Genomic DNA, 25,257 nt, shown 5'->3' on the forward strand with positions numbered 1-25,257 from the left:
CGGCACATCTCTTCAGGCTGGACTTAAAGAGGATTACTCATGAACTTTCCAGAACACGAAGTCAACCTCGACGTGCGCGGCCTTCCGCCGCCTGAACCGCTGGAGCGGGTGATGCACGCATTGGGCATGCTGGAGCCGGATCACCAGCTGCTAGTCGTGATCGATCGGGAACCGTTTCCCCTATATGGACTGCTCATCGAGAAGGGCTTCGAATTCATCGGTGAAAGGATCGCACCCAGGCATCATGAGGTCCGAGTCTGGCGCAGACACTAATGCGCCGCGCACTTTCGCTCGACAGTTCGCCCGCGCTTTCGGTACCGTTTCGGTTCTTCCTCAATGCCCCCGTTTTCGCGTTGCTGGCCGCCGGTCTCCTTGTGTGGGAGGGACCGGACGCGTTGGCATCGCGCTGGTCCCCGGTCTCGCTCGCGCTCACGCATCTGTTCACACTGGGCATTCTCACGAGCGTCATGGTGGGCGCGCTCATGCAGATCCTTCCCGTCGCGACCGGCGTTCGCGTTGCGGGAACCGGCGCGAGCGCGGTCGTCGTGCATACGCTGCTTACAGCAGGCACGCTGGCGCTCTCTTCCGCTTTCATGGCCGGCACGCGAGCGCTCTATGCCATCGCGCTGCTCTTGCTCGCAGCCGCGTTTGCCTGGCTCCTCGCGGCGTGCGCGATCGGCTTCTGGCGATATCACCACGAAGCGCGTAACGGTGTCGCGGACGTGCTGGGAGCGAGCCGGCTCGCGCTCGTCGCCTTGCTCGTGACCATCGCACTCGGCTTGCTACTGACGGGCGCGCAAGCCTTTGGCATGGCGCTGCCGATCGTCGCGCTCACCAACCTTCATGCCATGTGGGGTTTGTCGGGCTGGGTGGGTTTGCTCACCATCGGGATGGCATATCAGCTGATTCCGATGTTCGTCGTGACGGAGCCTTATCCGCGTGTTTTCGCCGTTGCGCTTGCACCTGGTGCGTTCGCGTTGCTCGCGCTGATTTCGCTCAGCGCCGCAATGATTCCCCGCATCGAAACACCGCTCGGTGCGCTTCTGCTCGTTGCCTTTGCCGCGTTCGCCGTTGTCACGCTCCGTCAGCTGTGGACACGCAAGCGTCCCGCCGCCGACGCCACCACACTGTTCTGGCGCATGGCCATGCTATGCCTTGCCGGATGCGGGCCGCTGTGGGCCATTCAGGTCAAAACGGGTAATCCCGCCTGCGCCGTTGCGTTCGGCGTCTTGCTGCTCTTTGGGGTGGCGTGGTCGCTGGTCAACGGCATGCTCTACAAGATCGTCCCGTTTCTGCTCTGGTATCACGCTCAACGTACACTCACTGGCGCCGCCATGCGCTTCGCACCGAAAGTCAAGGACATGATCCCGGACCGCGCGGCTTCAATGCAATTCCGGGCGCACCTGGCCGCCCTTGCGTTGTTGCTCGCGGCCAGTTTGAAGCCCATGGTCTTTGCGCGCGTGAGCGGCCTGGGTGTCGGCGTTTCGGCGGCGTGGCTCGGGCTGAACATGCTCGGCGCGATCCGGATCTATCTGGGCGTAGCGCGCAAGGCTTCCTCAACGCAGATCCGTGCGTCCTGAGAGCTGGGCGCAGGTCGGGCCATCAAGGCCATGGTTCAACCCGGACGTCCGTCGATGCGTGGACGCGTCAGTGCGGGCCAATAGGCGATCGCATACAGCGCGAAACCGGCAGACCATAGCAACCCGGCGCACAACACCGCATGGACCGTCAGCGCTGGCACCACCATCGGCAGTGCCACTCGCACGAGCGCTGCGAGCGCAATCATGACGTAGCAGGCGATGTCGGCGCGGCCCGCACGCAACGGGCGGCCAGTATGCCCGCGCGCAGTGCGTGTCATCATGCCGATCACGAGTCCGCCGATAGCGCCTGCCGTCAAGGCATGCGTTGCCACTGAAGGGGCGATCATGCCCAGCGCCGCAAAGCTGCGTAACAGCAGATGCACGGGTATCCACAGGTACGCGAGGTGCAGTACCCAGACCAGCGGTACGCGCCAGGTCCTGAACGGCTGCCAAAGCCACCAGCGAGCCAGTTGCACACCCGCGCAACATGCGCACAGCAACGCCAGCGCGATGCCGCCGAGCTGGAACGCGTCCGCAGCCAGCAGCGCCAGCACCGAGCCCAGCGCGGCCTTCTCGAGCCAGGACCTGCGCATTGCCCTCGTGCCCGGCACGCCGTTGTTGGTGAACATCGGAATGACGCGCCCTCCCATCACGGACATGATGAAGAGGACTACATCGAGCCCGAGCTGAACACCGGCCCAGCCCGGCAGCCGCAGCACGCCCAGTTCGCCAAGGTGCACGACCAATTGCGCCAGCGCCAGCAGCACGAGCAGGCCGACGAAGAAATAGTTGCGGCGATTGCGCGACGCGAAGAACGGAACGCCCAACGCAACCGCGGCAGCGAGCGGAAAGGCCACGTTGACCATTGCCGCCGCCCAGCCCCAGGGCGTCAGCACCAGCACCCGGCCGGCAAGCCAAAGCGCGGCCAAGGCAGCGAGCGGCGGACCGGAAAGCGTTGGCCGGTTGCTCCAGTTGCGCCCGGCGGTCAGCAGGAAGCCCACGACCACGGCAAGCGTGAAGCCGAAGAGCATTTCATGCGCATGCCAGATCGGCCCGCGCAAATAGGCGCCCTTGAGAAAGCCGGCAAACTGCAGCGCCCAGAGTGCAATCGACACGGCGGCAAAACCGCTCGCGAACAGATAGAAGGGACGGAAACCCAGTCGCCAGAGTGCGAAGCCTTGCACGGCCACGGGTGTGCGCGGCGGCTCTTCGATCTTGAGAAATTGAACCACGGAAAACTCTCCCACATGAAGCCCGAGATGATTCGTTGCTTTAACGGCCGCGATACATGATGTCCCCTCGCACCGAAGCTGCATTTGCTGCCGCGCAACCCCCTGTGCCTGCGTTTCGTGCGATCGTCTGCAACAACCGGCGAACACGCGACGTGTATTCCTGAAGCGGTGTTAAGTATTTTCTTTATCCCGCTTGACGCGGGGTATACGGCTGCCGAAAGTATGATTCATCCTTTGCTCCGTGATGGATGCCATTCACTGCCACCGCCGGGCACAGTTGCATTCAGGCGATTGACGACATTGCAGCACTTCGGCGCAATAACGCCGTGATCCGTTGTCGCTGAGCTTTTTGTTCGGAGGAAAGCTGTTCATGCGGTTCCGGTTGCTCCTTCTCGCCGTGACGCTCTCCCTCGCCGCTTCGTGCGCACTGGCCGACACGCGCTATGTCGAAGTGCCGGGTGGATCATTCCGTAGTGCTATCAAACTAGCCGACGACACCCGTGACAAACGCGTCGTCGCACCGTTTCGCATGCGGGAAAGGCTCGTGACGAATGCGGATTTCCTCGCCTTTGTCAGCGGCGAACCGCGTTGGCGTCGCGACCGCGTCGCCGTCCTGTTTGCCACCCCCGGATATCTTTCGCACTGGTCCGGACCTTTGAATCCCGGCCCCGACGCTCCAGCCGATGAAGCCGTAACAGGGGTTAGCTGGTTTGCGGCGCGTGCCTACTGCGCATCGGAGCAGGCACGGCTGCCGCAGTGGATCGAATGGGAATACGCGGCAGCGGCAGACGCAAAGCTTCGCGACGCACGCCACGACACCGACCGGCAAGCGCGGCTGCTCGCGAACCTGATGGCGACTTTCGGTTCGCCGCACATGACGCCCGTTCATCAACGCCCAAATGTCTATGGGCTGCACGGCATGCATGCGCTGACCGGCGAATGGGTGGACGACTATGCCGCGCTATTCGCGAACGCGGACTCGCGCAATTCAGGCGACAACAGCGAACTCCGGCTCTGTGGCGGCGCAGCGCTCGCGTTCCTCGACCGCAGCGACTACACGCTGATGATGCGCGTCGCTGCCCTCTCGGCACTGAAACCGGCCGACAGCAGTCGCAGCGTAGGTTTCCGCTGCGTCAAGGATATGAACATCGACGACAAGGGTGGATCATGAAGCGCTTCATTCTTTTGCTTTGCGCAATTCTTTTGAGTACGCCGGCGGCCTTCGCAGCCACGTCATCGCTCTCGCTGCCTGGAGATTCGCTGTACCAGACGTCGCTCACACTACAGGATCAGCAAGGGCGGCAATTCGACCTCGCGTCGATGCGCGGCCAGCCGGTCATCGTCAGCATGTTCTATACGGCGTGCTCGGCGGCTTGCCCCTTGACGATCGACACCATCGACCAGGTTCGCCGCGCGGCAAGCGCGCAGGATCGAGGCGTTCCTTCCGTGCTGCTGGTCAGCATCGATCCGCAACACGACGACGTCGTGAACCTCGCAGCGATGGCAAAGGCGCACGGGCTGGACGCGGCGTCCTGGCGCCTGACGCGCTCGACGGCGGGAGACTTGATGGCGTTTGCCGCGGCGCTCGGTGTCGCTTACCGGCAGCGCACGAACAGCGACTTCAGCCACAATGCCGTGATTGCGCTTCTGGACGAGAACGGACGTATCGTTGCGCGGACGTCGGTCATCGGCAAAGTCGACCCGGCGTTTGTTTCCGCAGTGCGTGCGCGCTCCACGGGTCACTAGGGCCGCTACGCGCGCGACGGCGCACGCGCGCTCGGTCATCCCTTCCTCAAACGCGCGACATCGGGAATGGTGATTTCCCGGCCCTTTATTTCAATCAGTTCCCGCACGCTCAGGTCACGCAAGATGCGCGAAAAATGCTCGGGCGTGATGTTGAGCCGCGAAGCGATCGTTCGCTTGCCCGTTTCGAGCCGCACTTGCTGCGCGCTCTCGCAGGTGTCGTCCACGAGATTCAGGAGATAGCCGACTACGCGCTGCGTTCCGGACTGGAGCGAGTACGCCTCCACGTCGCGCATCAGGTTGTGAAGACGCATGCTGAGACCAGCCAGCATCTTGCGTGCAAAGGCCGGATCCTGCTCGAGCTCCGATACGACCACCGACTTCTTCACATACAGGAGCAAGGTGTCGGCTAACGCCTGCGCGGACACGATATAGGGCTTGTCCATGAACATCAGCGCCTCCCCAAAGCCGTCGCCCGGCCCGACGAGACGAACGATCTTCTCCTCGCCGACGGGAGAGCTGAAACTCAGCTTGATCAGCCCATAGACGACCGTATGAAAACCCAGACAGGGATCGCCGCGGCGAAATATCGTCGCGCCGCGCGCCACCCGCAGCTCGGTGGTGCCCAGTGCCAGCACATCGAGTTCTTCCGCCGACATTTCATTGAACAGCGGCATCTTCGAAAGGAAGTCCTGGATGCGAATCTTGCCTACCCTCACCGGGCTACTCCGGCCAGTCGCAGCTTTGGATTGCAATTGGCTATCTGTTTCAGCCGCTGCTTTCGCCAATTGGGCGCACGTAGGGGAATCGGTAATCAAAGACATGGCAGTCGATCAATGCTTTGGGGTAACTTTTGTATTGTCGCGCGTGCGAGTGTGGCTATATTTGTCCGCCATCAAACAGCTATCCCTCACTTCGAACGGTATGCATGCACCTGCATGCGCTCTCACCGAAGCCCTCGCGCCAGTGCGGCCGTCATGCCAATGCTCAATTGAATCAACTCGCGGAAACATTGAGCCGTAGCATTTTCTCTGTGGTCGATGCAGCCATACTATCTATGCACCAACCTTTCATCCGGAAGCGATTCACCACATTGCGGCTGAAAGAAACTGCGCCTTTATCGCCAATCAACGTTAGAAAATCATTATGCGGCTTACAGGCTTCACCAAATATGGTCTGTTGGTGCTGGTCTACGCCACCGTTCACCGTGACGAACTCCTCACGGTCAACCAGATTTCCGTGGCATTCGGCATCTCACGCAATCATCTGACGAAGATCGTCCATACGCTCGGCAGGGCCGGCTATCTCCGCACGTCACGAGGCCGCGCGGGCGGCTTGCGCCTTGGCCGCCCTGCGGTGCTGATTACGGTAGGCGAAGTCGTGCGCACGATGGAGCAGGATTTCGACCTGGCCGAACGCTTCGGCACGGAGCACGGCACGAGCGCGACCACTGCGGCCTGCGGACTTCGTTCGACATTCTGGGCTGCCACGCGCGCGTATTTCGACGTGCTCGATCGCTGCACGCTCGCCGACCTCGCGTCCGACCAGGGCGAGTTGGCGCACCTTCTCATCGGCCGTCCAGTCAATCACTCGCCAATGCGGCAACCGTCGACGTGACGGGCGCTGATCACCGCTATCGTTCATAGCCTGATCAGCGCCGGTTCGAGGCAAAGAAAACTGCCTTTTCGTTATTTGATGTCCTTCCAGTACGCGGCGTTTAGCCGCCACGCCACGAAAGTCATGCCGCCCAGGAAGAGCAACACCCACACGCCGAGTTGCTTGCGTGTGCGCTGCTCCGGCTCGGACATCCAGCCGAGATAGGCCACCAGATCGGCCACGTCGGCATCGTAATCCGCCGGCGAGCGTTTTCCCTGTGTCACCTGCTGGTAACCCGTGAAGCGGTGGGCCTTTTCCCCGCTGTCCTTGTCGATCGTATCTTCGAACTTCGCGGTTCGAACGCCCTGCAACTGCCACAGCGCGTGCGGCATGCTCACATTTTCGTATACCAGATTGTTCCAGCCGGTGGGCCGCGTGTCGTCGCGGTAGAAACTGCGCAGGTACGTATAGAGCCAGTCGCTCCCGCGCGAACGTGCCTCCACCGAAAGATCCGGTGGCACGGCGCCGAACCAGTTTCTGGCATCGTCCGCTCGCATGGCGACGCTCATCGTGCTGCCCACCTTGTCGGCCGAAAACAGCAGATTCGCCTCGATCTGTTTCTGTGAAATGCCGAGATCCTGCAGCCGGCTGTAGCGCATCAGGTTCGCACTGTGGCAGTTCAGGCAATAGTTCACGAACAGCTGCGCACCATGCTGGAGCGAGGCAAGATCATTCGCCTTTTCGGGGGCGTGATCGAGCGCAATCGTCTCTTGTGCCGTCGCCGGCGCACCCGCAGCACCTAAAGCGAGTGCGAACATGGCCGAAGCAGCCACGCTACGCGTCAGTTTAGAAAGCAGTTTCCTTTTCATATTCATGTTCTCTTCGCTCGTTGGTCAATGGGACTTGAATCGCACGCGCTCGGGCGGCTGCTTGAAAGTGCCAAGCGGCGTCCAGAACGGCATGCCGAGGAAGAAAGCGAAATAGACGAGCGCGCAGATCTGGGCGATCAGCGTGCCCATGGGCGATGGCGGTCGCGTGCCGAGGAACGCCAGAATGAAGAACGCCACCACGAAGATGCCGAGAAACACCTTGTGGAACAGCGGCCGGTAGCGGATCGACTTCACCGGCGAGCGGTCGAGCCACGGCAGGAAGAAGAGCGAGATCACCGCCGTGCCCATCACCACCACGCCCCAGAACTTCGACTCGGTGAAGTACATCGCGAGGATCACGAGCACTGCCAGCACCGGCAGCCCGGCGCGCCATTTGCCGCGGGCGCGCACGAGCGCGAGCAGCCCGAGCAGCGCGATCACGATCATCAGCACGATCTTGAACGGGTCGGTGGTGGCGCGCAGCATCGCGTAGAACGCCGTGAAGTACCAGACCGGCGCGATTTCGGGCGGTGTTTGCAGCGGGTTGGCCGGCACGAAGTTGTTCGCCTCGAGGAAGTAGCCGCCCATCTCCGGCGCGAAGAACACGATCGCCGCGAAGACAATCAGGAAGATGCACACGCCGAGGAAATCATGCACTGAGTAATACGGGTGGAACGGAATGCCGTCGAGCGGCACGCCATTCGCGTCCTTCCTCTCCTTGATCTCGATGCCGTCCGGGTTGTTCGAGCCCACCTCGTGCAGCGCGATGATGTGCGCGACCACGAGCCCGATGAGCACGAGCGGAATGGCAACCACATGGAACGCGAAAAAGCGGTTGAGCGTAACGTCGGAGATAACGTAATCGCCGCGAATCCATAGCGAGAGGTCCGGGCCAACGAAGGGAATCGCCGAGAACAGGTTCACGATCACCTGGGCGCCCCAGAACGACATCTGGCCCCAAGGCAGCAGGTAGCCGAAGAACGCTTCGGCCATCAGGCACAGGAAGATCGCGCAGCCGAAGATCCACACGAGCTCGCGCGGCTTGCGGTACGAACCGTACAGCAGCCCGCGGAACATGTGCAGATACACGACCACGAAGAACATCGAAGCGCCCGTGGAGTGCATGTAGCGGATGAGCCAGCCCCACGGCACCTCGCGCATGATGTACTCGACCGATGCGAACGCGAGCGTCGCATCGGGCTTGTAGTTCATGGTGAGGAAAATGCCGGTGATGATCTGGTTCACCAGCACGAGCAGCGCGAGCGAGCCGAAGAAGTACCAGTAATTGAAATTCTTCGGCGCGTAATATTCGGAGAGATGGGTCTTCCACATTGCGGTCAATGGGAAGCGTTTGTCGACCCAGCCGAGGATTCCCTTCGTTTCGACTTCGTGTTCAGTGCGGCTCGCCATTTACGCTTCTCCTTTTTCGTCCTTGCCGATCACGAGCTGAGTGGCTGACGTGAACATGTAAGGCGGGATGTCGAGGTTCTGGGGCGCGGGCTTGTTCCTGAACACGCGGCCGGAGAGATCGTACGTGGAGCCGTGGCACGGGCACAGGAAGCCGCCCGGCCAGTTCTCGGGCAGGTTCGGCTGCGGGCCCGACTGGAAGCGCGGCGTCGGCGTGCAGCCCAGATGGGTGCAAACGGCAACCGCCACGAGAATGTTCTGATGCTCGGCGCGCGATCGAAACTCGTTCTTGCAGTATTCGGGCTCGGGCATCGAAAAGGGATTCTTCGACTGCGGGTCGGCGAGTTCGTTGTCGGCCTTCTGAATACCGGCGAGCATCTGATCGGTGCGGTTGAAGATCCATACGGGCTTGCCTCGCCACGCCACGGTCATCATCTCGCCAGGCTTGAGATTGGCGATGTCGACTTCAACCGGTGCGCCGGCCGCCTTCGCCTTTTCGGAAGGCGCAAACGAGCCAACGAAAGGCACGACCGCGGCCACTCCGCCGACGCCGCCTGCTACCGATGCCGCAATCAGCCACGTCCGGCGGCCGCTGTCGACACGTTCGTCTTGCTGGACTTGCATGACATTCCTCGTTTTTGAATTGTTTCTTTCAGGCCGCCTCGACGGCGGCGTGCCGACGCGAATGGCGCCCCTAGCGCAGCCCTGAGATGTAGTCGGCCACCGCCTTGATTTCGCTGTCCGAAAGACGCGATGCAATGGCATGCATCGATGCGCTGTTGTCCCTCGCGCCCGCTCCCTGACTGAACGCAGTCAACTGGATCGCGGTATAGGCCGCCCATTGCCCCGAGAGGCGCGGATACAACGACGGAATCCCTTGGCCCGCGGGCCCGTGGCAAGCGGCGCACGCGGGCACGCCCTTTTCCGCAATACCGCCTCGATAGATGCGCTGCCCCAGCGCGAGCGTGTCCTTGTCATGCGCGTAGCCGGGCTGCGGGTTCTGGGCCGCGAGATACGCAGCGACATCCGCGATTTGCTGATCGGAGAGCATGCCGGCCATGCCCGCCATAATCGGGTTGTTGCGAGCCGGCTGGCCACCGCCGGGAGGCGCCTTGAAATCGCCTAGCTGCTTGACGATGTACCCGGCGTGCTGCCCCGCGAGCTTCGGCCAGGTTTCGGCGGCGCTGTTCCCGTCGGCGCCGTGGCACGCCGCGCATACCTGCGCCACGACGGCCTGGCCTCGGCTGGCATCGGGCGCATCGACTTGCGCCGCGTGCGCAAGCACTGCCCAACCCGAAAGACTCATGGCCACTTGAAGACTCACCCAAAGCTTGTGCATTCGATTCATTCGCACGTCCTGTCCTGTTTTGTAAGGGCGAGAGGTTCCGCCGGGCGCGCCAGTGGCGCAGTGTTTGCGCCCCGGATGGTCGCGCCTTCGGGAACTTCCAGTTTGATCGGAATGTAATGTCCGTTCTTGCCGACCGGAGTCAGAGGCAGCGCTTCCCTTTCGCGCCGCTTTCTCTCCTTCGCGAGAGGCGGGCAGCTGTGCTCGTCGTAATACATCACCATGCAATCGAGGCAGAGCATGCATTCCATCTGATCGATCCGCCCTGTGTCGTCGATCGCGAGGGAACCGCAGCCCACTGCGCAAGCGTGGCAGGTCGTGCATTCGGGCTTGCGCCGCAACTTGAGCAAGCGCAGGCGCCCAGGCAGTGCGAGACTGGCCCCTAGCGGGCACAGATACTTGCAGAATGGCCGCTCGATAAAGATCGATGCACCGACGACGACAGTCCAGAACAACATGAACGGCCACGCGCGGTTGAGTACGCCAACGAGGAAGGTCGTCTTGAACGGCTCGATCTCGGCGAGCTTTTCGGCCCACGGCATCGAGAAGAACGACACGGCGAGTAAAACCGCAAACACTGCGTACTTGAGTTTGCGCAGCCGGTTGTGCCAGCGCATCGGCAACTGGCGTTGCAGCTTCTTCAATCCCACTGCGCGCGCGAGCTTGTAAAGCATCTCGGACATCGCCCCGAACGGGCACATCCATCCGCAAAACAAGCCGCGTCCCCAGACGATCACGGTGATCGCGATCACGATCCAGAAGACGAAGATGAACGGATCGGAAAGGAAGAGCGAGAGATTCCAGCCGCCAAACAGTGAATGGATGAACGTCAGCACCTGCGTGATGGATGGCTGCGCCATCTCATGCCAGCCTGCGAAACCCACCGCAATCAGCCAGCTCGCTGTTTTCGGCCACGAGACCCAGCGCTTGTTCGCGCGCTTCGCCTCGCGCACCCAGCGGTCGCGCGTCGCGAAGAACAGCATGACGGCAAGGGCCCAGCCAACGAAAAGGCCAATCTCGACCTTCTTCCCGTTCCATGCGTTCCACCAGGCCGGCTTCTCCTCCTGAACCTTCGGCCTGCCGCCGTCAAGAAAGCGCGCCGGCAGCCAGTACGGCGAGTTGAACGCCGAAAAACGCTTCGCGCCGGATTGCTTGTCGATGGTGTGGCCGAGGAACACGAATTTCCACGGATAGGCGGCACTGAAACTCGTGCTGCGGATGATGAAGATACCGGTCTCGTTGAAGGCGGGTGCGCCCGCCGCCTGCAACGAATAGAGGTTCAGATAGTCGGAGTCCTTGAACGTGAACGCGTTGATCCCCTGTCTGACCTGAATGCGGTCATAAATCCCGCCACGCACGAAGCCCGAGCCCTTGAACGACTCCGTGCCGTTCGCCACGATGAAAAGCGCGTGCTCGCCGGGCTTGAGCCGGTTCATGAGTTGCGCGTAATCGTAGTCGCCAAGAATGCTCTTGCCGATTGCCGGCGCGTTCAGGTAGCCATAGTAAAGATCGAGATAGGGCGCGCCGCTCTCCGCTGCGCCAACGTCGCTCGCGTGGATCACGAGGTGCTGCACAGCGCCCATGTCCACGAGCGCGGGCCATCCATAGCGCGCCTCGGCGGCCAGCAGTTTTGCCTGCGGCAAGACGGCTTCCTTCACGATACCGACCTGGCTCGCAATCGCAACCGCGCAACGCGCGATCAACTGGTTCTCCGCGATGGCGGTCACGGTCGCGCCCGAGATGGCATCGAGGTTCGCCGCACCCGCGCTACCTTGCCCGATCTCGAAGCGCGAACCGGCGAACCGGCCGACGTATTGCCGCAAGAAGGCGAGCAGCTTGCTTTCGGGTATGCCCACGAGCAGGATCGGCTCGCTGTGCTTGAGCACCCTGACGCCGGTAATCACGCCTTTTGTGTCCATCCCGATCAGCGTGACGATGGGCTTGCCGGAGTAGCCCTGTATGTCGACGATATCGGTCGAGAGAAATACGTAGCCCCTGAGTACGCGCGCGTGGCCGTCGTTTGCATAGGCCTCGACGTATGGCGGGCTGCCCTTGCGCGCCGAGAATTCGGTTGCGCCTGGCATCACGCCCGCGCAGTCGGTCCACTTGCACATCTCCGGACGGCTGAACAGTTCGTCCGGCAACTCCTGCTCGTAGATCGAAGCAAAGGCCGGGTGGGTGAATGCAAACAGCAGTGCGAAGAGTGGCGCGAACAGCAAGATCCGGAACGAGACTTTCATTTTTGTCGCTTTGTGGGAGCCGCCTGGAATGACGCGGCATCGACGCGATTAGTTATCCGAAACGCGTCGCGATAGCGAAGCTATCCCGACGCCGCGCCGCTCGCCTGACCCCGGCCGGCGCGGCGTCGTCTCGCTCATGTCACTGAATCTTCGACACCATGAAGTCGACTGCCGCCTTCACCTCGTCGTCCTTCAGGCTCGGACTGCCGCCACGCGCCGGCATCATCCCGTTGTTGCCAGTAAAGCCGTCCAGCGCGTGCTTGTACAACGCCGGCTTGCCCTTCGCGATGCGCGGCGCCCAGTCGGTCTTGTTGCCGAGAATCGGGGCGCCGCCCGCGCCCGTCTGGTGACACATGAAGCAGACGCTCTTGAACACCTTCTCGCCGCCAGGATTCGGCGCCGCGGCCGGTGCGGCACTCACCGCCACCTTGACGAAGCCCGACGAAGCCGACACGCCTGGGTCCATCGCCACCACGCCGATGGGCGCAATCGACTTCGGCGTCGCGCTGCCCACTTGCGAAGCGGCACCACTCTTGTCACATGCTGCAAGGCCAAGCACGAGGGCGAAGCCAATGGCTGCGATCACGGTATTACGGGTTTTCATGGTCTTTCCTTATTGAGGGGGGTCAGGATTCGTCGCTCGTGGCTTCCGACAAGTCGCGCGAAAACGAGGCGTCAAAGCCCAGCAACGGCTGGGCGAGCAGCCGGGCGATCAGCCTGCGCACGTTGTGCCACGGCGCTACACCGACTTCGCTGACCGGGTCGTCGACGGTCCGGCCATCCGGCGTATGGAGATGGTTTGGAAAAGTGCCGAGCGTGGGGTGCACGGGCGCGGTATCGATACCCATCGCCGCTTCGCCCCAGCGCCAGTTCATCGCGTACTCGCTCGGGTCTGCAATACGCAGCGTCAGCTCGACGCCATTGGTCAAACCCAATTCGAGCGCATCGCGGCACAGCGTGACCGAGGCCAGTTGCGTGGCGTCGAACGCTGCTTCGATATGCTCCTTCAATTCGATGTGCAGCATGGTCAAACTCCCGTGGCCAGCAGTTCGCGCAACTGTTCGCGGATGACTTCGCGCGTATTCGCGAGCGTCTTCGCACCGAGGTAGTGCTCGTAGGCCGGATGCGCTTCCACCCTGCCCTCCGCGATCAGCGCCAGCAGCGCTTTCTCGTCGTCGGCGCGGTATCTGGCGAGGATGAGCTTGCGGTCCTCGCGCAGGTCGTAGAGCATGCGGCTCAGGGCATCGATCTGCTGGGCCGCTTCCGAGGGAACGTTTTGAAAAAAGTGTGTCATCCCTGTTTCCTTACATGTTCTGGTCCTTGATCACGCCGCCGTCGGTCGTCGCCATATCGCTCGTGATCTGGTTGAAGTGATAGAGCCGTCCGCCTTCGGACTTCGCGAACTGCGTGGCATCGCTTTCCGTGGCGAACGAAACGAAGGTCTGACCCATCGCGCCATGCTTCCTGGAGCCGATCACGTAGATCGCCTGCGTCGCGTCGATCCAGTGGCCCTCCGGGTGCCGCCAGTCGGCCGCGCCCATGTCCTGCACGTACATCGCGCTAACCTTGCGATCGTGTTCGGGGCGCAGATAGACCGAAAATAGCCCGAGCGTGTCGCAGAAGAAGTCGGTGTGACCGTCCGCATAGAGCATCTGCGCCTTCGGCCCCGGGTATTCCTTGAGGCTCATGCCGTCGAGCACGCTCACCGTCGAATCGCTGATTTCATGCGGCGCCGGCAGCGCACGCGAATCGTTCTGGCAACCCGTTGCGAGCACGACGGTGAGCACGGTGACCGCCATCGCGGCGATCGTCTTGAAGGAGTGGCGGTTCATCGATTGAATCTCCAGGCAGCGAGCCCGAGCGGCGCTGCGATCCAGGCGAGCATCACGGGGCCGAGAAAGAGCGGAACAGCAAGCGTGGCGGGAAACACGCTCACGAGGCCATACATCGTGCGCAGGTCTCCCGGGCCGAAGATGTTCAGAATGCGAAAGACGTCGGACGGGTTGAGCATGAGCAGCAGCGGAAACAGCGGGCCGAGCGCGGCGCCGCCCGTGAGCACCAGCGCGCCGAGCAGCAGCAGGTCGTACACGAGCACGAAGAAGAACCACAGCGCGATCGCCACGCCGCTCGCCGACGTGCGGCTTGCGCAAAACACCGACGTGCAGACCGCGAGGCTCAGGAAGACGCAGCCGAGCAGCACTGCGCTGACGACGAAGCCCGCGTATTGAAACCAGTCGGCGGCCGGCGCACGCACGGCGATCACGATGCCGGCGAGACCGAAGCCCGCGAGCGTCGCGCAGGATAGCGCCGCGGCGAGCCCCACGTACTTGCCCAGCAGCAGTTCGACGCGCGTGACCGGATACGACAACAACAGATTCAACGTGCCCCGCTCGCGCTCGCCGACGATCGCGTCGAATCCGAGTATCAGCGCAATCAGCGGAAGCAGATAGATCGTGAGGCTGACGAGACTGGCGATCAGCGCTTCGACGCCGTGAAAGCCAACGGCGCCCTGCGTGGCCGCGCCGAAGTACGAGGTCGCGAGCGTGAACACGCCGAACACGAGCGACACGGCGAGCACCCAGCGGTTGCGAATGCGGTCGCGAAACTCCTTGCCGGCAATCACGCGAATCTGTGTCCACGAAGAGCAAATGGCGAGGCTCATGTGTTCATCTCCGTGCAGCCGAGAAACACGTCTTCGAGCGACGGCTCGTGAATCTGTAGATCCGCAATCCGGCCAGACAGCGGCGCCAATGCTGCAATGGCCGCCATCTTCGCCTCGCGCGGGCACTCGAATGCGATGTGACGCCCGCCAATCGTCAGTTCACCAAACGGTGCCCGGCGCAATGCTTCAGCGATCGCGTGCGTGTCGTCCGAAAGCGCGACGACTTCGATGGAAAGCGGCAGGTTCGCTTCGCCGCGCAACGCGGACACACTGCCCGCCGCGCGGATGCGCCCGGCCTGCAGTATCGCGAGACGATCCACGCGCTGCTGGATTTCGGCAAGGATGTGCGAGGTGATGACGATGGTCGTGCCCGCGTCCTGACGAGTCTTCAGCGTTCGATAGAACTCGCGGATGCCTTCCGGATCGAGGCCGTTCGTCGGCTCGTCGAGAAACAGCAGCGCCGGATCGCCCAGCAGCGCCTGCGCGAAACCGAGCCGTTGCTTCATCCCTTTCGAATATTCGCGGACCTTGCGCTCGGCCGCACCGGCGAGACCCACCTGTTCGAGCAGCGGCATGCACCCGGCTGCATCGGCGCCCTTCAGCCGCGCGAAAAAGCGCAACGTCTCGAGCCCGCTCAGGTTGTCGTAGAGCACGACGTTCTCCGGCAGGTACCCGAGCCTGCGCTTGACAGCACGAAAGCGCGGACCGCCGGCGCATTCGCCGTCGACCTGCACACGCCCCTCGTCCGCCGAAAGAAGACCGAGCATGAGCTGGAACAGCGTGCTCTTGCCCGCGCCGTTGCGGCCAATCAGCCCGAACAGTTCGCCCTTGCGCACCGTCAGGTCGACACCGTCCAGCGCACGCAGCGCACCGAACGTCTTGGCCACGCCCGTAATTTCAATCATGCTGCCTCCCGACCCAGCTTGCCCACCCTGGGTGCGAAGGCTTCATGCGCGGCGCGTCGTCGACGACACTCGGCACGGCCACCAGCGGAAACTGCTGCGATATCAGGCGCAGCGACTGCACCGCGGGGCTGTTCATGAGCACCTTCACTGCGGGCACACGCCAGGTGAGCCGGTCGACGAGATCGTTCGCTGTGTAGGGAATGTCGCCGATGCCCCGGCCGCGCTTGTCCCAGCCGAAATAATTGCTCCAGTAGTTGCCGGGCCAGGCGACGTCGCGCGCGGCAACGTAGCGGATCTGTTCCCGGTTGCCGATAAAGTCGTTGCCGGTCACGTCGTTATGGATCGAACCGCCCCACAGATGCACGCCGACGTTGTTGTCCACCACGAGGTTGCCGCGGATCGTGTTGTATTCGGCGTCGTAGATGAACAGGCCGCGCTGGTTCCCGGCCACCACGTTGTTTTCGACCACGGAGTCCTGCAGCGTGCGCAGCATGATGCCGTGGTCCGTATTGCCCCACACCCGGTTGTTCTTCACGACCTGGTTGCGCGACTCCATGATCGCGAGGCCACCGCGGTTGTGATAGACCTCGTTGCCGTCCCAGACGTTGAAGTACGAATTCATGTAATGCGTTCCGTAGCGGACGTCGTGGATCGAGTTGGCCTTGAAGAGCGCGTGCTGCGATACGTCGACGTAAATACCGTCACGCGAATAGCTGATGGTGTTGCCCACGATCTGCGCGCCCGTCGTGTTGTAGAGCTGGATGCCGTTGCCCCGATCGGGCGAGCGCAGGTCGCGCTTGCCGACGATCACGTTGTCGTGCACGCGCACGTCGGCGGAGTGCTCGATCCACATGCCGAACAGGTTGTAGACGAGTTCGCAGCGATCGATCTCGGCGCGGTCCGAGCCGGGCTGCACGTAGACGCCCGCGTTCTGTGCCGTCAGGTCCGCACCGCTGTTGACGATCGCAAGACCGCTGATCGTCACGTCTGGCGCAGCAATGCGAATGACGTCGCCCGTGTTGCGTCCATCGATCATCGGCCGGCCTATGCCGCGCAGCGTGAGACGCTTGTCGATCTTGAGGTTCTCCTCGTAGCGGCCGCCGTAGACCACGACCGTGTCGCCCGGCCGGGCCGCGTCGATCGCCGAAGCCACCATCTCGCCGGGATGCACGGTGAGCGTGGCGGCAGCGACCGTGCGCACCAGCAGCATGGCAAGCGCAGGCACCGCAACAAGTGGGAACTCCAGCATTCTGGACTGCCAGCGATAGAGGTTTTTCGAGGTTCGAACGAGAGCCGCGCGGCGAACCGGAAAACGCGCAGCGTCCCGGTTCGCCCACGCCTTTGCTACTGCCTTGACGCTCTATGCCTGCACGAGCATTCGCGAGCGCATTTCAAGGTGCAACGCGTGGCAGAAGTTCGTGCAATAGCACCAGTACACGCCCGGTTTGTCCGCGATGAACGTGACGGACTGGGTTTGCTGCGGATGGACGACGAAGTTGATGTTGTAGAACGGGATGGCAAAGCCGTGCGTGAGATCCTCGACCTTGTCCAGATTCGTCAGGATGATCGTGACTTCGTCGCCTTTCTTCACCGTCCATTCGCGCAGGCCGAAGACCGGCGCCTGCGAGGTCAGATACACCGTGACCTTCCTGCCCTGGCGTTCGACACGGCAGTCCTTCGCGGTCTTCACGGCAAGCGGAAACTCGTTCAGGTCGTAGATCTGCCGCGTCTTGATGATGTCCCGGCGCACCATGATCGAATCGTGCGGTTCCGGATAAAGCGGATGGTCGCCGACGACCACCATCTTGTCGCCGCTGATGTCGATCAGTTGCGAACTGTCCGGGTGCAGCGGGCCGACGGGCAAATACCGGTCTTTCGAAAATTTGTTGTCGGAGATGAAGTACTGGCCGTCCGGCTCTCTCGTCTCGCCCATCGAGGTGAATCCGTGCCCCGGCTGATAATGGACGTCAACGCGATCGACAACGACCTTCGCTTCTTTGTCGCCCTTGTAGGCCTTCATCGCGGCGGCGAGATCCCACTTGACGATCTGGCTGTCGAGGAAGAGCGTGGTGTACACGAAGCCTTTGCCGTCGAAGCCGGTATGCAGCGGCCCAAGACCGATTTCGGGTTCGGCGACGACGGCGTCGCGCGGATCCTTGAATTCGCCGTCGAACCACTTGAGCATCAACTCGTGCGAAATCACCGTTGCGGTCGGCGACAGCTTGCCCGCACATGCATAGTATTTGCCGTCCGGCGAAATATTCACGCCGTGCGGGTTCTTCGGCACGGGCACATAACACGTGAGCGCGGTTTTCGGGTCCGCGCTGGCCTCGTGCGTACCGTCGACCACGGGCACCGTCGAGTTGCCGATGTGAGTGAACTTGCCGGCCTTCACGGCCGCTTCGATGCGCGCGATGTTGAAGAACACGCAGGCGTCGCGCTCGGCCGACATCATGTCTTCGTAATGCACGCCGTTTTCGGTGTTGTACTGATTCGAGCAGGCAAGCTTGCCGTCATACGACGTCGCGACGAGGTCCATGTTGCCGTCGACCTTCACCTGCCAGCGCGGCTGCATCGTCTTCGCGTCGATGCAGGTGAACAGGCAGAAGTACTTCTTCGGGTCGTTCAGATCGCGGCCGTCGTTGGGCTGCGGCGTATGGAATTCGGCGCCGCAGAAAACGCGCGTCGTCGAATTGATCTTTTCGTCCAGCGGGTCGCGCTTGTCAGGAAAGATGCCGTGAAAGCCCTGTACATTCGGCAATTGCGTGATCGCGTCGCACTCCATCGTGTCGAGACGCACGCGTGCCACGCGCGCGTTGATCTTGTCGTTTACGAAAATGTACCGGCCGTCGTATACGCCGTCGGTATACGACATGTGAACGTGGTGCGTGTCGCCGGTCATGTAGTTCAGCTGGCCGTTCGGCCGCGTGCCGATGATCTTTCGCGATTCGTTCGTGATGCCCCAACCCGACATGCAATCGACGTTGAACACCGGCACGCGCCGGATCTCCCGCCCCGAGGGCAGCCCATGCACCCGCAGGTCACCCGAGTGCCCGCCGCTCGAAAAGCCGTAGTACGTATCGAGCTTGCCCGGATGCACCTCGTACTTGTCCCAATCGATGGCCGGGGTCGCGCTCGCGCCGCTTGCGCCGCTGCCCGCGTTGCCCGTGGCCGCCGCAGTGGTTTCGCCCCCGCCCTTGTTGCACGCAGCCAGACCGAGCGACAGGCTCGCGCCCGCCAGACCCGCGACCGCGGAGGAAGCCAGGAACCTGCGACGCCCCGTGTCTTGTGGAGTTACGGTCTTTCCAGATTCTTCTTTTGAAATTGTCATCACGCTCTCGCTCGTCAATTTGTTTCAACGTCGACAAATCGCCTCGAAACCCGCGGAACGAGTCCATGGGCTCCGAAGTAAACCGCTGCTATTTAAAAATCTGAAAATTGATAAATCGCATTTTCCATTCCCCAAAAATAAGACACTGCTTATCGCTCGTTGCGACGCATATTTCTAATTCATCTTCAGTTCGTTTCCGACCCGAACACCTGTTTTCAGTCGGATAGTTTGGCGCGCCGCTCGCGAATGCGACTTGATTTATATTAAAAAGAAGTACGCGGCATACGTAATTCAGCACCCGTGCGGCGATCGGACGCGAGAGCCTGTGCAGCCTGCGTCAAAACGTCCAATTTGACGTGATTCAAACGTGTTGATAATCAAAAAAACAAAATGGACATTGCCGAACGCAATGGAATTCCATTCTGCGCAGAGGGATATTATCTGGAGCGTTGGAAAATTGTTCATTTACCGAAAAATCATCCTGATTTCGCTGCTCTTTATCGCAGCCATTGCCGCCGGATTCGGGCTAACGCTCAGAACGCCGGAAGTCTATGTTCAGGGCACTTATGTTTTCGGCACTCGCGTGCAACTGGCGCTTTACGGCGTACCGCTCGAACAGGCGCAGCAGGATGCCGACGCAGTCTTCACGCACTTCCAGGCCATGCATCGCTCGATGCACGCCTGGCAGCCCTCGGAACTCACGCAACTCAACCAAAGCATCGCGGCAGGCAAGCCCTTCCAGGCATCGATGGAACTCGCGCAGATTCTGCGCGCGGCGCAGCAGCTCTCCCTCGAAACGCACGGGCTTTTCGATCCCGCCATTGGCAGGCTCATTCGGCTATGGGGTTTTCAGGCCGATCAATTCGACGTGAAGCCGCCATCGCGCGAAGCCGTTGAGCGCGAGACGGCGCTGCGCCCGCGTATCGCGGACCTCACGATTTCGCCCACTGGCGTCGTCACGAGCAGCAATCGCGCGGTCGCGATCGACTTCGGCGGATACGCCAAGGGCTGGTCGCTGGACGACGCCGCCGCGATCCTCAAACAGCGCGGCGTCGAAAACGCGTTGATCGACGTGGGGGGCAATGTGCTCGCAATGGGCAGCAAAGGCGGCACGCCCTGGCAGGTCGGCATCCAGGACCCGCGCAAGGCCGGCGCGCTCGCGACACTCGACCTGCGCGACGGCGAGGCGATCGGCACGAGCGGCGACTACCGGCGCTTCTTCGAATCCAACGGCATGCGCTACTGCCACATTCTCGATCCGCGCAGCGGTTTTCCGGCCACGCAAAGCGAGTCGGTGACCGTGCTCGTGAAGCCCGGTCCGCATGCCGGCGCGTTGTCCGACGGCGCAAGCAAGCCGCCGTTCATCGCCGGTTCCGCGCAGGCGATGTCGCTGGCGCGCAAGATCGGCGTCGAGGCCGTGCTGCTGGTGGACGCGCAAGGGCGCGTGTGGGCGTCCGCGCCCATGGCGGCGCGGCTGCGCTTTACGGATCCGTCGCTGCGCCCCGCGCAGCTGGATTGAACGGCCTTCGCCATGACGAACGCACCCGGCATCGATCTGCGCAACGTGAGCTTCAGCCGCGGCGGGCGCGCGATCCTCGACGGCATCAACATGACGGTCACAGACGCTGGGCTCGTGGCCATCGTGGGCCTCAACGGCGCGGGCAAGACGACGCTGCTCTCGCTGCTAGCCACGCTCGCTGTGCCGCGCAGCGGGCGCATTCTCGTCGACGGTATCGACGCCGTTGCCATGCCGGATCGGGTCCGCTCGAGAATCGGTGTCGTGTTGCAGGAGTCCGCGCTGGAACCGCGTTTGAGCGCGTACGACAACCTCAGCTTCATCGCGCGATGCCAGGGGTTGAAGGGCCGCGCTCTCCGGCAGCGTATCGACGAACTGATGACGGCCTTCGGACTCGAAGCGCTCGCGGCGGCAGCCGTCCACTGTCTTTCGGGCGGCCAGCGCCGGCGGCTCGAACTGGCGCGCGCACTCATCTCGCGGCCACGCGTGCTGTTGCTCGATGAACCCACACTGGGCCTCGATGTCGCCGCACGCCATGTGTTCTGGGCGGAAATCAGGACGCTCGTTGGCGCGGGCCACACCGTGCTGTGCTCGACACACCATGCCGACGAAGCGAGCCACGCCGATCGCGTCGTCGTGCTGCATCGGGGCGGCGTGCTCGCGGATGGCCCGTGGCGAGCGCTATGTGCGCACGTTCCCGGCACGATCCGGCTGCAGGTGCCGGACATCGAAACGGCGCGCCGCTGGCTCTCGGCGCAGGGTTACGCGGCGACGATCGACGAACACGGCATCGCCGTGGCGGTCGCCGATCCGCAAGCCGCGTTGCCTGCTCTGCTGCAACGCATGCCGTACCGGATCTCGAGCGTGGACGTCACGGCGCCCAACCTGATGGACATCGTGGACCACTGGAACGACGCGCGCGAAAGCGAGCCATGCCACCAGGCCGAAGACGCAGCCGCATGAGCAACGTACTCGCGATCATCTGGTTCGACCTGAAGCGATTCTGGGCATCGCCGCTGCGGATCCTGTTCGGCCTCACGCAGCCGCTGCTGTATCTGTTCGTTCTCGGCGCAGCGCTCAGGAGCGGCACCTACGCGGAGGTCAGTGGGTACCAGGCGTATATCTTTCCGGGCGTCGTCGGCCTTTCGTTGATGTACACGGCGATCTCGGCCGCGGTCGGCATCGTGCACGACCGGCAAACGGGTCTGCTGAACGCCTTGCTGGTTTCTCCCGTGAAGCGCGCCGAGATCGCTGCGGGCAAGATCGGCGCGGGCGCAACGCTGGCCTGGGTGCAAAGCGCGCTCCTGCTGCCGTTCTCGCCGACCATCGGCATCGGTCTCACGGCGCCGCGCCTCGCGTTTCTCGCCCTCGCCATGGCGCTTGCCGCCCTCGCATTTTCCGCACTCGGACTCGCGCTCGCGCTGCCGTTCCGGTCGGTGATCGTCTTTCCGGTCGTCTCGAACACGCTGCTACTGCCGATGTTCTTCCTCTCAGGTGCGCTCTATCCGCTCGATCTCGCGCCGGACTGGATCCGGCTTGCCGCCGTTTTCGATCCCGCCGCCTACGGTGTCGACTTGATGCGCGGCGTGTTGACGACCCGGTTCGTGATCGCACCGGAGCGCTCGCTTGCCACGCTCGCGGCGTGTCTGTTCGCTGCGGGCTGGCTCGTCGTGCGCCACATCAGCCGGCGCGACGCATAGCAAACTTGATGAATGAAAGGGGATTTCCATGGGTGAATTCAGTGTCTGGCACTGGCTTGTCGTCTTGCTGATCGTCGCGATGGTGTTCGGCACGAAGAAGCTGCGCAATATCGGCGGCGATCTGGGCGGTGCCGTCAAAGGTTTCAAGGAAGGCATGCGGGAAGCCGAGGCGCCCGCACTCGATCAGGATGCCGAACTACCGTCGTCCGCCATAATCGATGTCACCGCAACGGAGAAAACATGTCAACAACAATGAGACGCGCCATAAAGTGGCGGAAACGACTCTGGCGCCCTCGAGAGCGTGCAGCATGAGCCCCGTACGCGGACGCTTTCACGTGCCGTGCATTTGGGAAACGCACCACGTGACGCCTCTGGTTCATCTGAGGAAGCTCAATCAGCAACCGTTGTCGTGCGGCCCGATCCCGGCGCGAGGCAGCTACTACCACCTCGAGGCGCTGCCGCGCACCGGCGGCAGCGCCATCACGCTCGTTTCCGAGCGTCATTGTGCGGAAAAGCTGCTTCGGCGCCTCGGAAGAGATCCGCTGCCCGTTTTCGACCCAATCGCACAGTCGCTTGCGAACGCCGGCGCGGCTCCTGTCTCCCGATTACGCATGAGCGCACTCAACGCAGACCTGTTCGACGCGATTCACCTGCTCTGCATCGTGAGAGGGGCGGTGCCGCGAAACGGCGTGACGCGCACATTGGCCGCGCTGCGCCGCAATCCGGATGCGCTCGTACAGCGCCACGAAATCGTCCGGTTCGCGCAGGCACTGGAAAACGGGGGCCACTCACTCACGCAGGCCATCGATCTGCTACGCAAGTCCAACCCACGCCTGCGAGAATTCACGTTCGACTTTCTGCGCGCGCGGATGCTACGGGAAGGGTTGCCGATCTACCTTTGATTCTGTCCGCGATACGGTCTGACCCTCTTGGGAAAAGCACCCCAAACAAGCGTACATCGCTGTTCGCGCCCCGCCATAAACCACGCAACCACGCTAAATCACCGGATTAAAAGGTATTTATCCGCCAATCCCCTTTTTCGCGGGCCGCCCAACGCAGGCATAATTCCAATGGAGCAGCGCGACTAAAAGGGTCGTTTTCGTATTCCTGATTATCCATGGACTACGCAAGGCGAGACGTTCGAGCGCCTCCAGTCCCACGATAGATTATCTGGCGCCGTCACGGCGGCGCCGGGCAGGAATGCATTCATGAAACCGGCAAGGAATTCGCGGTGGTCACGCTTTGGCCGATACGTGGCGTCAGGTGTATGCGCGGCCGCACTCGCGGCGACGGCTGGCTTTTTCTACTGGCGCCATGAAGCGAATCTTGCGCAGTCCCAGCCGGCTGCGCTGACGGGTGTCGCCAGCGAAATGCGGCATGACGCATCGCCATGGACGAAGCGCGAGAAGGATGCCTCGGAATTGCTGCGCGATATTCGCGACCGCGATGTCGCCGCGATCGGCGTGAGCCGCGAAGCGATTCTCGTCTCGACGACCAAGGGCGAAAAGTATTATGTGGCCGACCATAATGGCGCGTTCGCGAACGCCCTGCTGCTCGGCGATCTGAAGCCGGGCGCGACGCCGCCCTGGCAACTCGTCTGGCTGCCGCACGCCGATGTGCGCATCGGCGCCGAGCGTTGGACAGAAGCCCTCGACCGCTCGCGTGACGCGCTCAGTCTGCTGCTCCCCGTGCTGATGCTAGGCGGCCTGCTGTGGTTCATGCGCCGGGAAATGGGCGGCGGCGCGCAATTGCTCGGCGAATCGCCGACTTTGCGCTTCGACGATGTGATCGGCGCGGGCGAAGCGAAAGCCGCGCTCGCCGACGTGCGCGCGTGGCTCACCGAGCCGGCGCAGTTCACGGGCATGGGCGTGCGCGCGCCATGCGGCGTGCTGATGACGGGCGGCCCGGGCGTCGGCAAGACGCGGCTCGCGCAGGCGCTTGCAGGCGAATGCGGCGCGAACTTCATCGCCATCACGGGCAGCTATTTCAGCGCGAAGTACTACGGCGTGGGCATTCAGAAGGTCAAGCGCCTGTTCGAACTCGCGCGCAAGAACGCGCCCACGGTCATCTTCATCGACGAGGCGGACGGCCTCGGCAAGCGCACCGATACGGGCGGCGGCCCGGTCGAGGCGGAAAGCAACCGCATCATCAACCAGTTGCTCGCGGAGATGGACGGGTTCGAATCGAACGAAGGCGTGATCATCGTCGCCGCGACCAATCACCCGGACAATCTCGACGAAGCGCTGCGCCGCCCCGGCCGTTTCGACCGCACGGTGCAGGTGCGCCTGCCCGACCTCGAGGACCGCGCAGAAATTCTGCGCTTCTATGCCGGCAATCTGAAGACGAAAGCCGACGACCTCGATTTCAACCAGTTCGCGCGGTTGACCACGGGCCTTTCGCCGGCCACGCTGTCGATGATCGTGAATCAGGCGGGTCTCGTCGCGCGCAAGGCCGGCAAGCAGGAAGTGGCCGCGGTGCATTTTCTCGAGGCGATCAAGATTGCGCGCATTGGCGACGTCAACGGCGCGGAGCGCGCGCTTTCGGACGACGAACGCACGCGCATTGCGATCCATGAAGCGGGACATGGCCTCGTCGCCGCGCTCCTCGGCACCGGCGTGCTAGAGGAAGTGACGATCTTGCCGCGCGGCGGCGCGTTGGGCGTGGCGCTGATCACGAAAATGCAGGACAAGTACCTGTATCGCGAGACGGAAATGCGCAACGAGATCCAGGTGCTGCTGGGCGGCCGCAATGCGGAACTGCTCATGTTCGGCGAAGCATCGAGCGGCGCGGCGCAGGATTTGCAGGAGGCCTCGCGCATCAGCCTCGACATGGTGTCGAAGCACGGCTTCAACGCGGATGGCAATCTGTTCAGCCTCGCGGCGCTGCCGCAGCAGGTCGCGGGCTTGCAGTTGAAGGCCGCGATCGAGCACGCGAACACGCTGCTGCACGAACTCAACGACGCGTGCTTCGCGTTGCTGCGTGCGAACGAACCGGTACTGCGCGCGATCGCCGATCAGTTGCTCGAGTCGGAGACGGTGCCCGGCGAGACGGTCTATCGTCTGATTCGCGAGCATGCGGCGGCCGTGGCGAGCACGCAGGCGGTGACCGAAGCGGCCGCCGCCTGAGCCGCT

At 62.6% G+C, this 25,257-nt stretch carries 25 protein-coding genes and 1 pseudogene; 11 read left to right on the forward strand and 15 right to left on the reverse strand.

Annotated elements, in window-relative coordinates; genetic code table 11:
* The first annotated feature begins 39 nt into the window (after nt 1-39).
* Together AB4Y35_RS36175 and AB4Y35_RS36180 are read left to right on the forward strand one after the other, a co-directional pair.
* Nucleotides 40-273 (forward strand): DUF2249 domain-containing protein, encoded by a 234-nt coding sequence (locus AB4Y35_RS36175; protein ID WP_368696798.1) that lies wholly within the window; start codon nt 40-42, stop codon nt 271-273.
* Nucleotides 273-1,580 carry a hypothetical protein gene (locus AB4Y35_RS36180; protein WP_368708180.1) on the forward strand — a complete coding sequence of 436 codons (1,308 nt, stop codon included), beginning with the start codon at nt 273-275 and terminating at the stop codon, nt 1,578-1,580. Before AB4Y35_RS36175 ends, AB4Y35_RS36180 begins: the two co-directional genes overlap by 1 nt.
* Nucleotides 1,581-1,615: 35 nt before the next feature.
* Here AB4Y35_RS36180 and AB4Y35_RS36185 read toward each other — a convergent pair whose 3' ends face one another.
* On the reverse strand, nt 1,616-2,812 hold the full coding sequence (locus tag AB4Y35_RS36185) for an NnrS family protein (RefSeq protein WP_368696796.1): 1,197 nt from the start codon (nt 2,810-2,812) through the stop codon (nt 1,616-1,618).
* Between the two features lie 370 nt (nt 2,813-3,182).
* Between AB4Y35_RS36185 and AB4Y35_RS36190 the strand changes: the two genes are divergently transcribed.
* Together AB4Y35_RS36190 and AB4Y35_RS36195 are read left to right on the forward strand one after the other, a co-directional pair.
* Entirely contained in the window at nt 3,183-3,983 is an 801-nt protein-coding gene (locus AB4Y35_RS36190) for a formylglycine-generating enzyme family protein (RefSeq protein ID WP_368708181.1), read from the forward strand.
* Nucleotides 3,980-4,558 carry an SCO family protein gene (locus tag AB4Y35_RS36195; RefSeq protein WP_368696794.1) on the forward strand — a complete coding sequence of 193 codons (579 nt, stop codon included), beginning with the start codon at nt 3,980-3,982 and terminating at the stop codon, nt 4,556-4,558. The genes AB4Y35_RS36190 and AB4Y35_RS36195 overlap by 4 nt, the downstream gene beginning before the upstream one ends.
* Before the next feature lie 35 nt (nt 4,559-4,593).
* Here AB4Y35_RS36195 and AB4Y35_RS36200 read toward each other — a convergent pair whose 3' ends face one another.
* Nucleotides 4,594-5,274, reverse strand: coding sequence for a Crp/Fnr family transcriptional regulator (locus tag AB4Y35_RS36200; RefSeq protein ID WP_368696844.1), 681 nt, complete (start codon nt 5,272-5,274; stop codon nt 4,594-4,596).
* Nucleotides 5,275-5,701: 427 nt separating this feature from the next.
* On the opposite strand from AB4Y35_RS36200, the gene AB4Y35_RS36205 reads away from it, so the two are divergent.
* Nucleotides 5,702-6,172: an Rrf2 family transcriptional regulator gene (locus AB4Y35_RS36205; protein WP_368696793.1), complete on the forward strand. Its 471-nt coding sequence runs from the start codon at nt 5,702-5,704 to the stop codon at nt 6,170-6,172.
* Between the two features lie 71 nt (nt 6,173-6,243).
* Here AB4Y35_RS36205 and AB4Y35_RS36210 read toward each other — a convergent pair whose 3' ends face one another.
* The 13 genes and pseudogenes from AB4Y35_RS36210 to nosZ all read right to left on the reverse strand — a co-directional run bounded on the left by AB4Y35_RS36210 (nt 6,244) and on the right by nosZ (nt 18,910).
* Nucleotides 6,244-6,969, reverse strand: coding sequence for a cytochrome c1 (locus AB4Y35_RS36210; RefSeq protein WP_368708217.1), 726 nt, complete (start codon nt 6,967-6,969; stop codon nt 6,244-6,246).
* 75 nt (nt 6,970-7,044) lie between these two features.
* The gene (locus AB4Y35_RS36215) at nt 7,045-8,430 is read right to left on the reverse strand and encodes a cytochrome bc complex cytochrome b subunit (protein WP_368708182.1); all 1,386 of its coding nucleotides are present in this window, start codon (nt 8,428-8,430) and stop codon (nt 7,045-7,047) included.
* On the reverse strand, nt 8,431-9,051 hold the full coding sequence (gene petA / locus AB4Y35_RS36220) for a ubiquinol-cytochrome c reductase iron-sulfur subunit (protein ID WP_368708183.1): 621 nt from the start codon (nt 9,049-9,051) through the stop codon (nt 8,431-8,433).
* Between the two features lie 70 nt (nt 9,052-9,121).
* On the reverse strand, nt 9,122-9,775 hold the full coding sequence (locus tag AB4Y35_RS36225) for a cytochrome c (RefSeq protein ID WP_368708184.1): 654 nt from the start codon (nt 9,773-9,775) through the stop codon (nt 9,122-9,124).
* Between the two features lie 101 nt (nt 9,776-9,876).
* A pseudogene (locus tag AB4Y35_RS36230) lies at nt 9,877-12,012 on the reverse strand (4Fe-4S binding protein); the annotation flags it as partial.
* Between the two features lie 139 nt (nt 12,013-12,151).
* Nucleotides 12,152-12,616, reverse strand: coding sequence for a cytochrome c5 family protein (locus tag AB4Y35_RS36235; RefSeq protein WP_368708185.1), 465 nt, complete (start codon nt 12,614-12,616; stop codon nt 12,152-12,154).
* Nucleotides 12,617-12,638: 22 nt separating this feature from the next.
* Complete coding sequence (locus AB4Y35_RS36240; protein ID WP_368708186.1) at nt 12,639-13,037, reverse strand: hypothetical protein; 399 nt, start codon at nt 13,035-13,037, stop codon at nt 12,639-12,641.
* 2 nt (nt 13,038-13,039) lie between these two features.
* Nucleotides 13,040-13,306 carry a hypothetical protein gene (locus AB4Y35_RS36245; protein WP_368708187.1) on the reverse strand — a complete coding sequence of 89 codons (267 nt, stop codon included), beginning with the start codon at nt 13,304-13,306 and terminating at the stop codon, nt 13,040-13,042.
* A gap of 10 nt (nt 13,307-13,316) precedes the next feature.
* Nucleotides 13,317-13,844, reverse strand: a complete 528-nt coding sequence (locus tag AB4Y35_RS36250; RefSeq protein WP_368708188.1) for a nitrous oxide reductase accessory protein NosL — start codon at nt 13,842-13,844, stop codon at nt 13,317-13,319.
* Nucleotides 13,841-14,674: an ABC transporter permease gene (locus AB4Y35_RS36255; RefSeq protein WP_368696785.1), complete on the reverse strand. Its 834-nt coding sequence runs from the start codon at nt 14,672-14,674 to the stop codon at nt 13,841-13,843. Before AB4Y35_RS36255 ends, AB4Y35_RS36250 begins: the two co-directional genes overlap by 4 nt.
* Nucleotides 14,671-15,579, reverse strand: coding sequence for an ABC transporter ATP-binding protein (locus AB4Y35_RS36260; RefSeq protein WP_368708189.1), 909 nt, complete (start codon nt 15,577-15,579; stop codon nt 14,671-14,673). Before AB4Y35_RS36260 ends, AB4Y35_RS36255 begins: the two co-directional genes overlap by 4 nt.
* Nucleotides 15,572-16,789: a nitrous oxide reductase family maturation protein NosD gene (locus AB4Y35_RS36265; RefSeq protein WP_368708218.1), complete on the reverse strand. Its 1,218-nt coding sequence runs from the start codon at nt 16,787-16,789 to the stop codon at nt 15,572-15,574. Before AB4Y35_RS36265 ends, AB4Y35_RS36260 begins: the two co-directional genes overlap by 8 nt.
* 150 nt (nt 16,790-16,939) lie before the next feature.
* A complete protein-coding gene (nosZ, locus tag AB4Y35_RS36270) occupies nt 16,940-18,910 on the reverse strand; it encodes a TAT-dependent nitrous-oxide reductase (protein WP_368708190.1) in 1,971 nt (656 codons plus the stop codon).
* 457 nt (nt 18,911-19,367) lie between these two features.
* Here nosZ and AB4Y35_RS36275 point away from each other — a divergent pair, with 457 nt between their 5' ends.
* The 6 genes from AB4Y35_RS36275 to AB4Y35_RS36300 all read left to right on the forward strand — a co-directional run bounded on the left by AB4Y35_RS36275 (nt 19,368) and on the right by AB4Y35_RS36300 (nt 25,251).
* Nucleotides 19,368-20,429 (forward strand): FAD:protein FMN transferase, encoded by a 1,062-nt coding sequence (locus AB4Y35_RS36275; RefSeq protein WP_368708191.1) that lies wholly within the window; start codon nt 19,368-19,370, stop codon nt 20,427-20,429.
* Nucleotides 20,430-20,441: 12 nt separating this feature from the next.
* The gene (locus AB4Y35_RS36280; RefSeq protein ID WP_368708192.1) at nt 20,442-21,389 is read left to right on the forward strand and encodes an ABC transporter ATP-binding protein; all 948 of its coding nucleotides are present in this window, start codon (nt 20,442-20,444) and stop codon (nt 21,387-21,389) included.
* A complete protein-coding gene (locus AB4Y35_RS36285; protein WP_368708193.1) occupies nt 21,386-22,126 on the forward strand; it encodes an ABC transporter permease in 741 nt (246 codons plus the stop codon). The genes AB4Y35_RS36280 and AB4Y35_RS36285 overlap by 4 nt, the downstream gene beginning before the upstream one ends.
* Before the next feature lie 28 nt (nt 22,127-22,154).
* Complete coding sequence (gene tatA, locus AB4Y35_RS36290; RefSeq protein ID WP_368708194.1) at nt 22,155-22,382, forward strand: Sec-independent protein translocase subunit TatA; 228 nt, start codon at nt 22,155-22,157, stop codon at nt 22,380-22,382.
* Nucleotides 22,383-22,737: 355 nt separating this feature from the next.
* A complete protein-coding gene (locus tag AB4Y35_RS36295) occupies nt 22,738-23,028 on the forward strand; it encodes a hypothetical protein (protein WP_368708195.1) in 291 nt (96 codons plus the stop codon).
* A 306-nt stretch (nt 23,029-23,334) separates the two neighbouring features.
* Nucleotides 23,335-25,251, forward strand: a complete 1,917-nt coding sequence (locus tag AB4Y35_RS36300; RefSeq protein ID WP_368708196.1) for an AAA family ATPase — start codon at nt 23,335-23,337, stop codon at nt 25,249-25,251.
* Nucleotides 25,252-25,257: the final 6 nt, after the last annotated feature.

Origin of the sequence: Paraburkholderia sp. EG286A, assembly GCF_040965375.1 — a bacterium.
GTDB lineage: Bacteria > Pseudomonadota > Gammaproteobacteria > Burkholderiales > Burkholderiaceae > Paraburkholderia.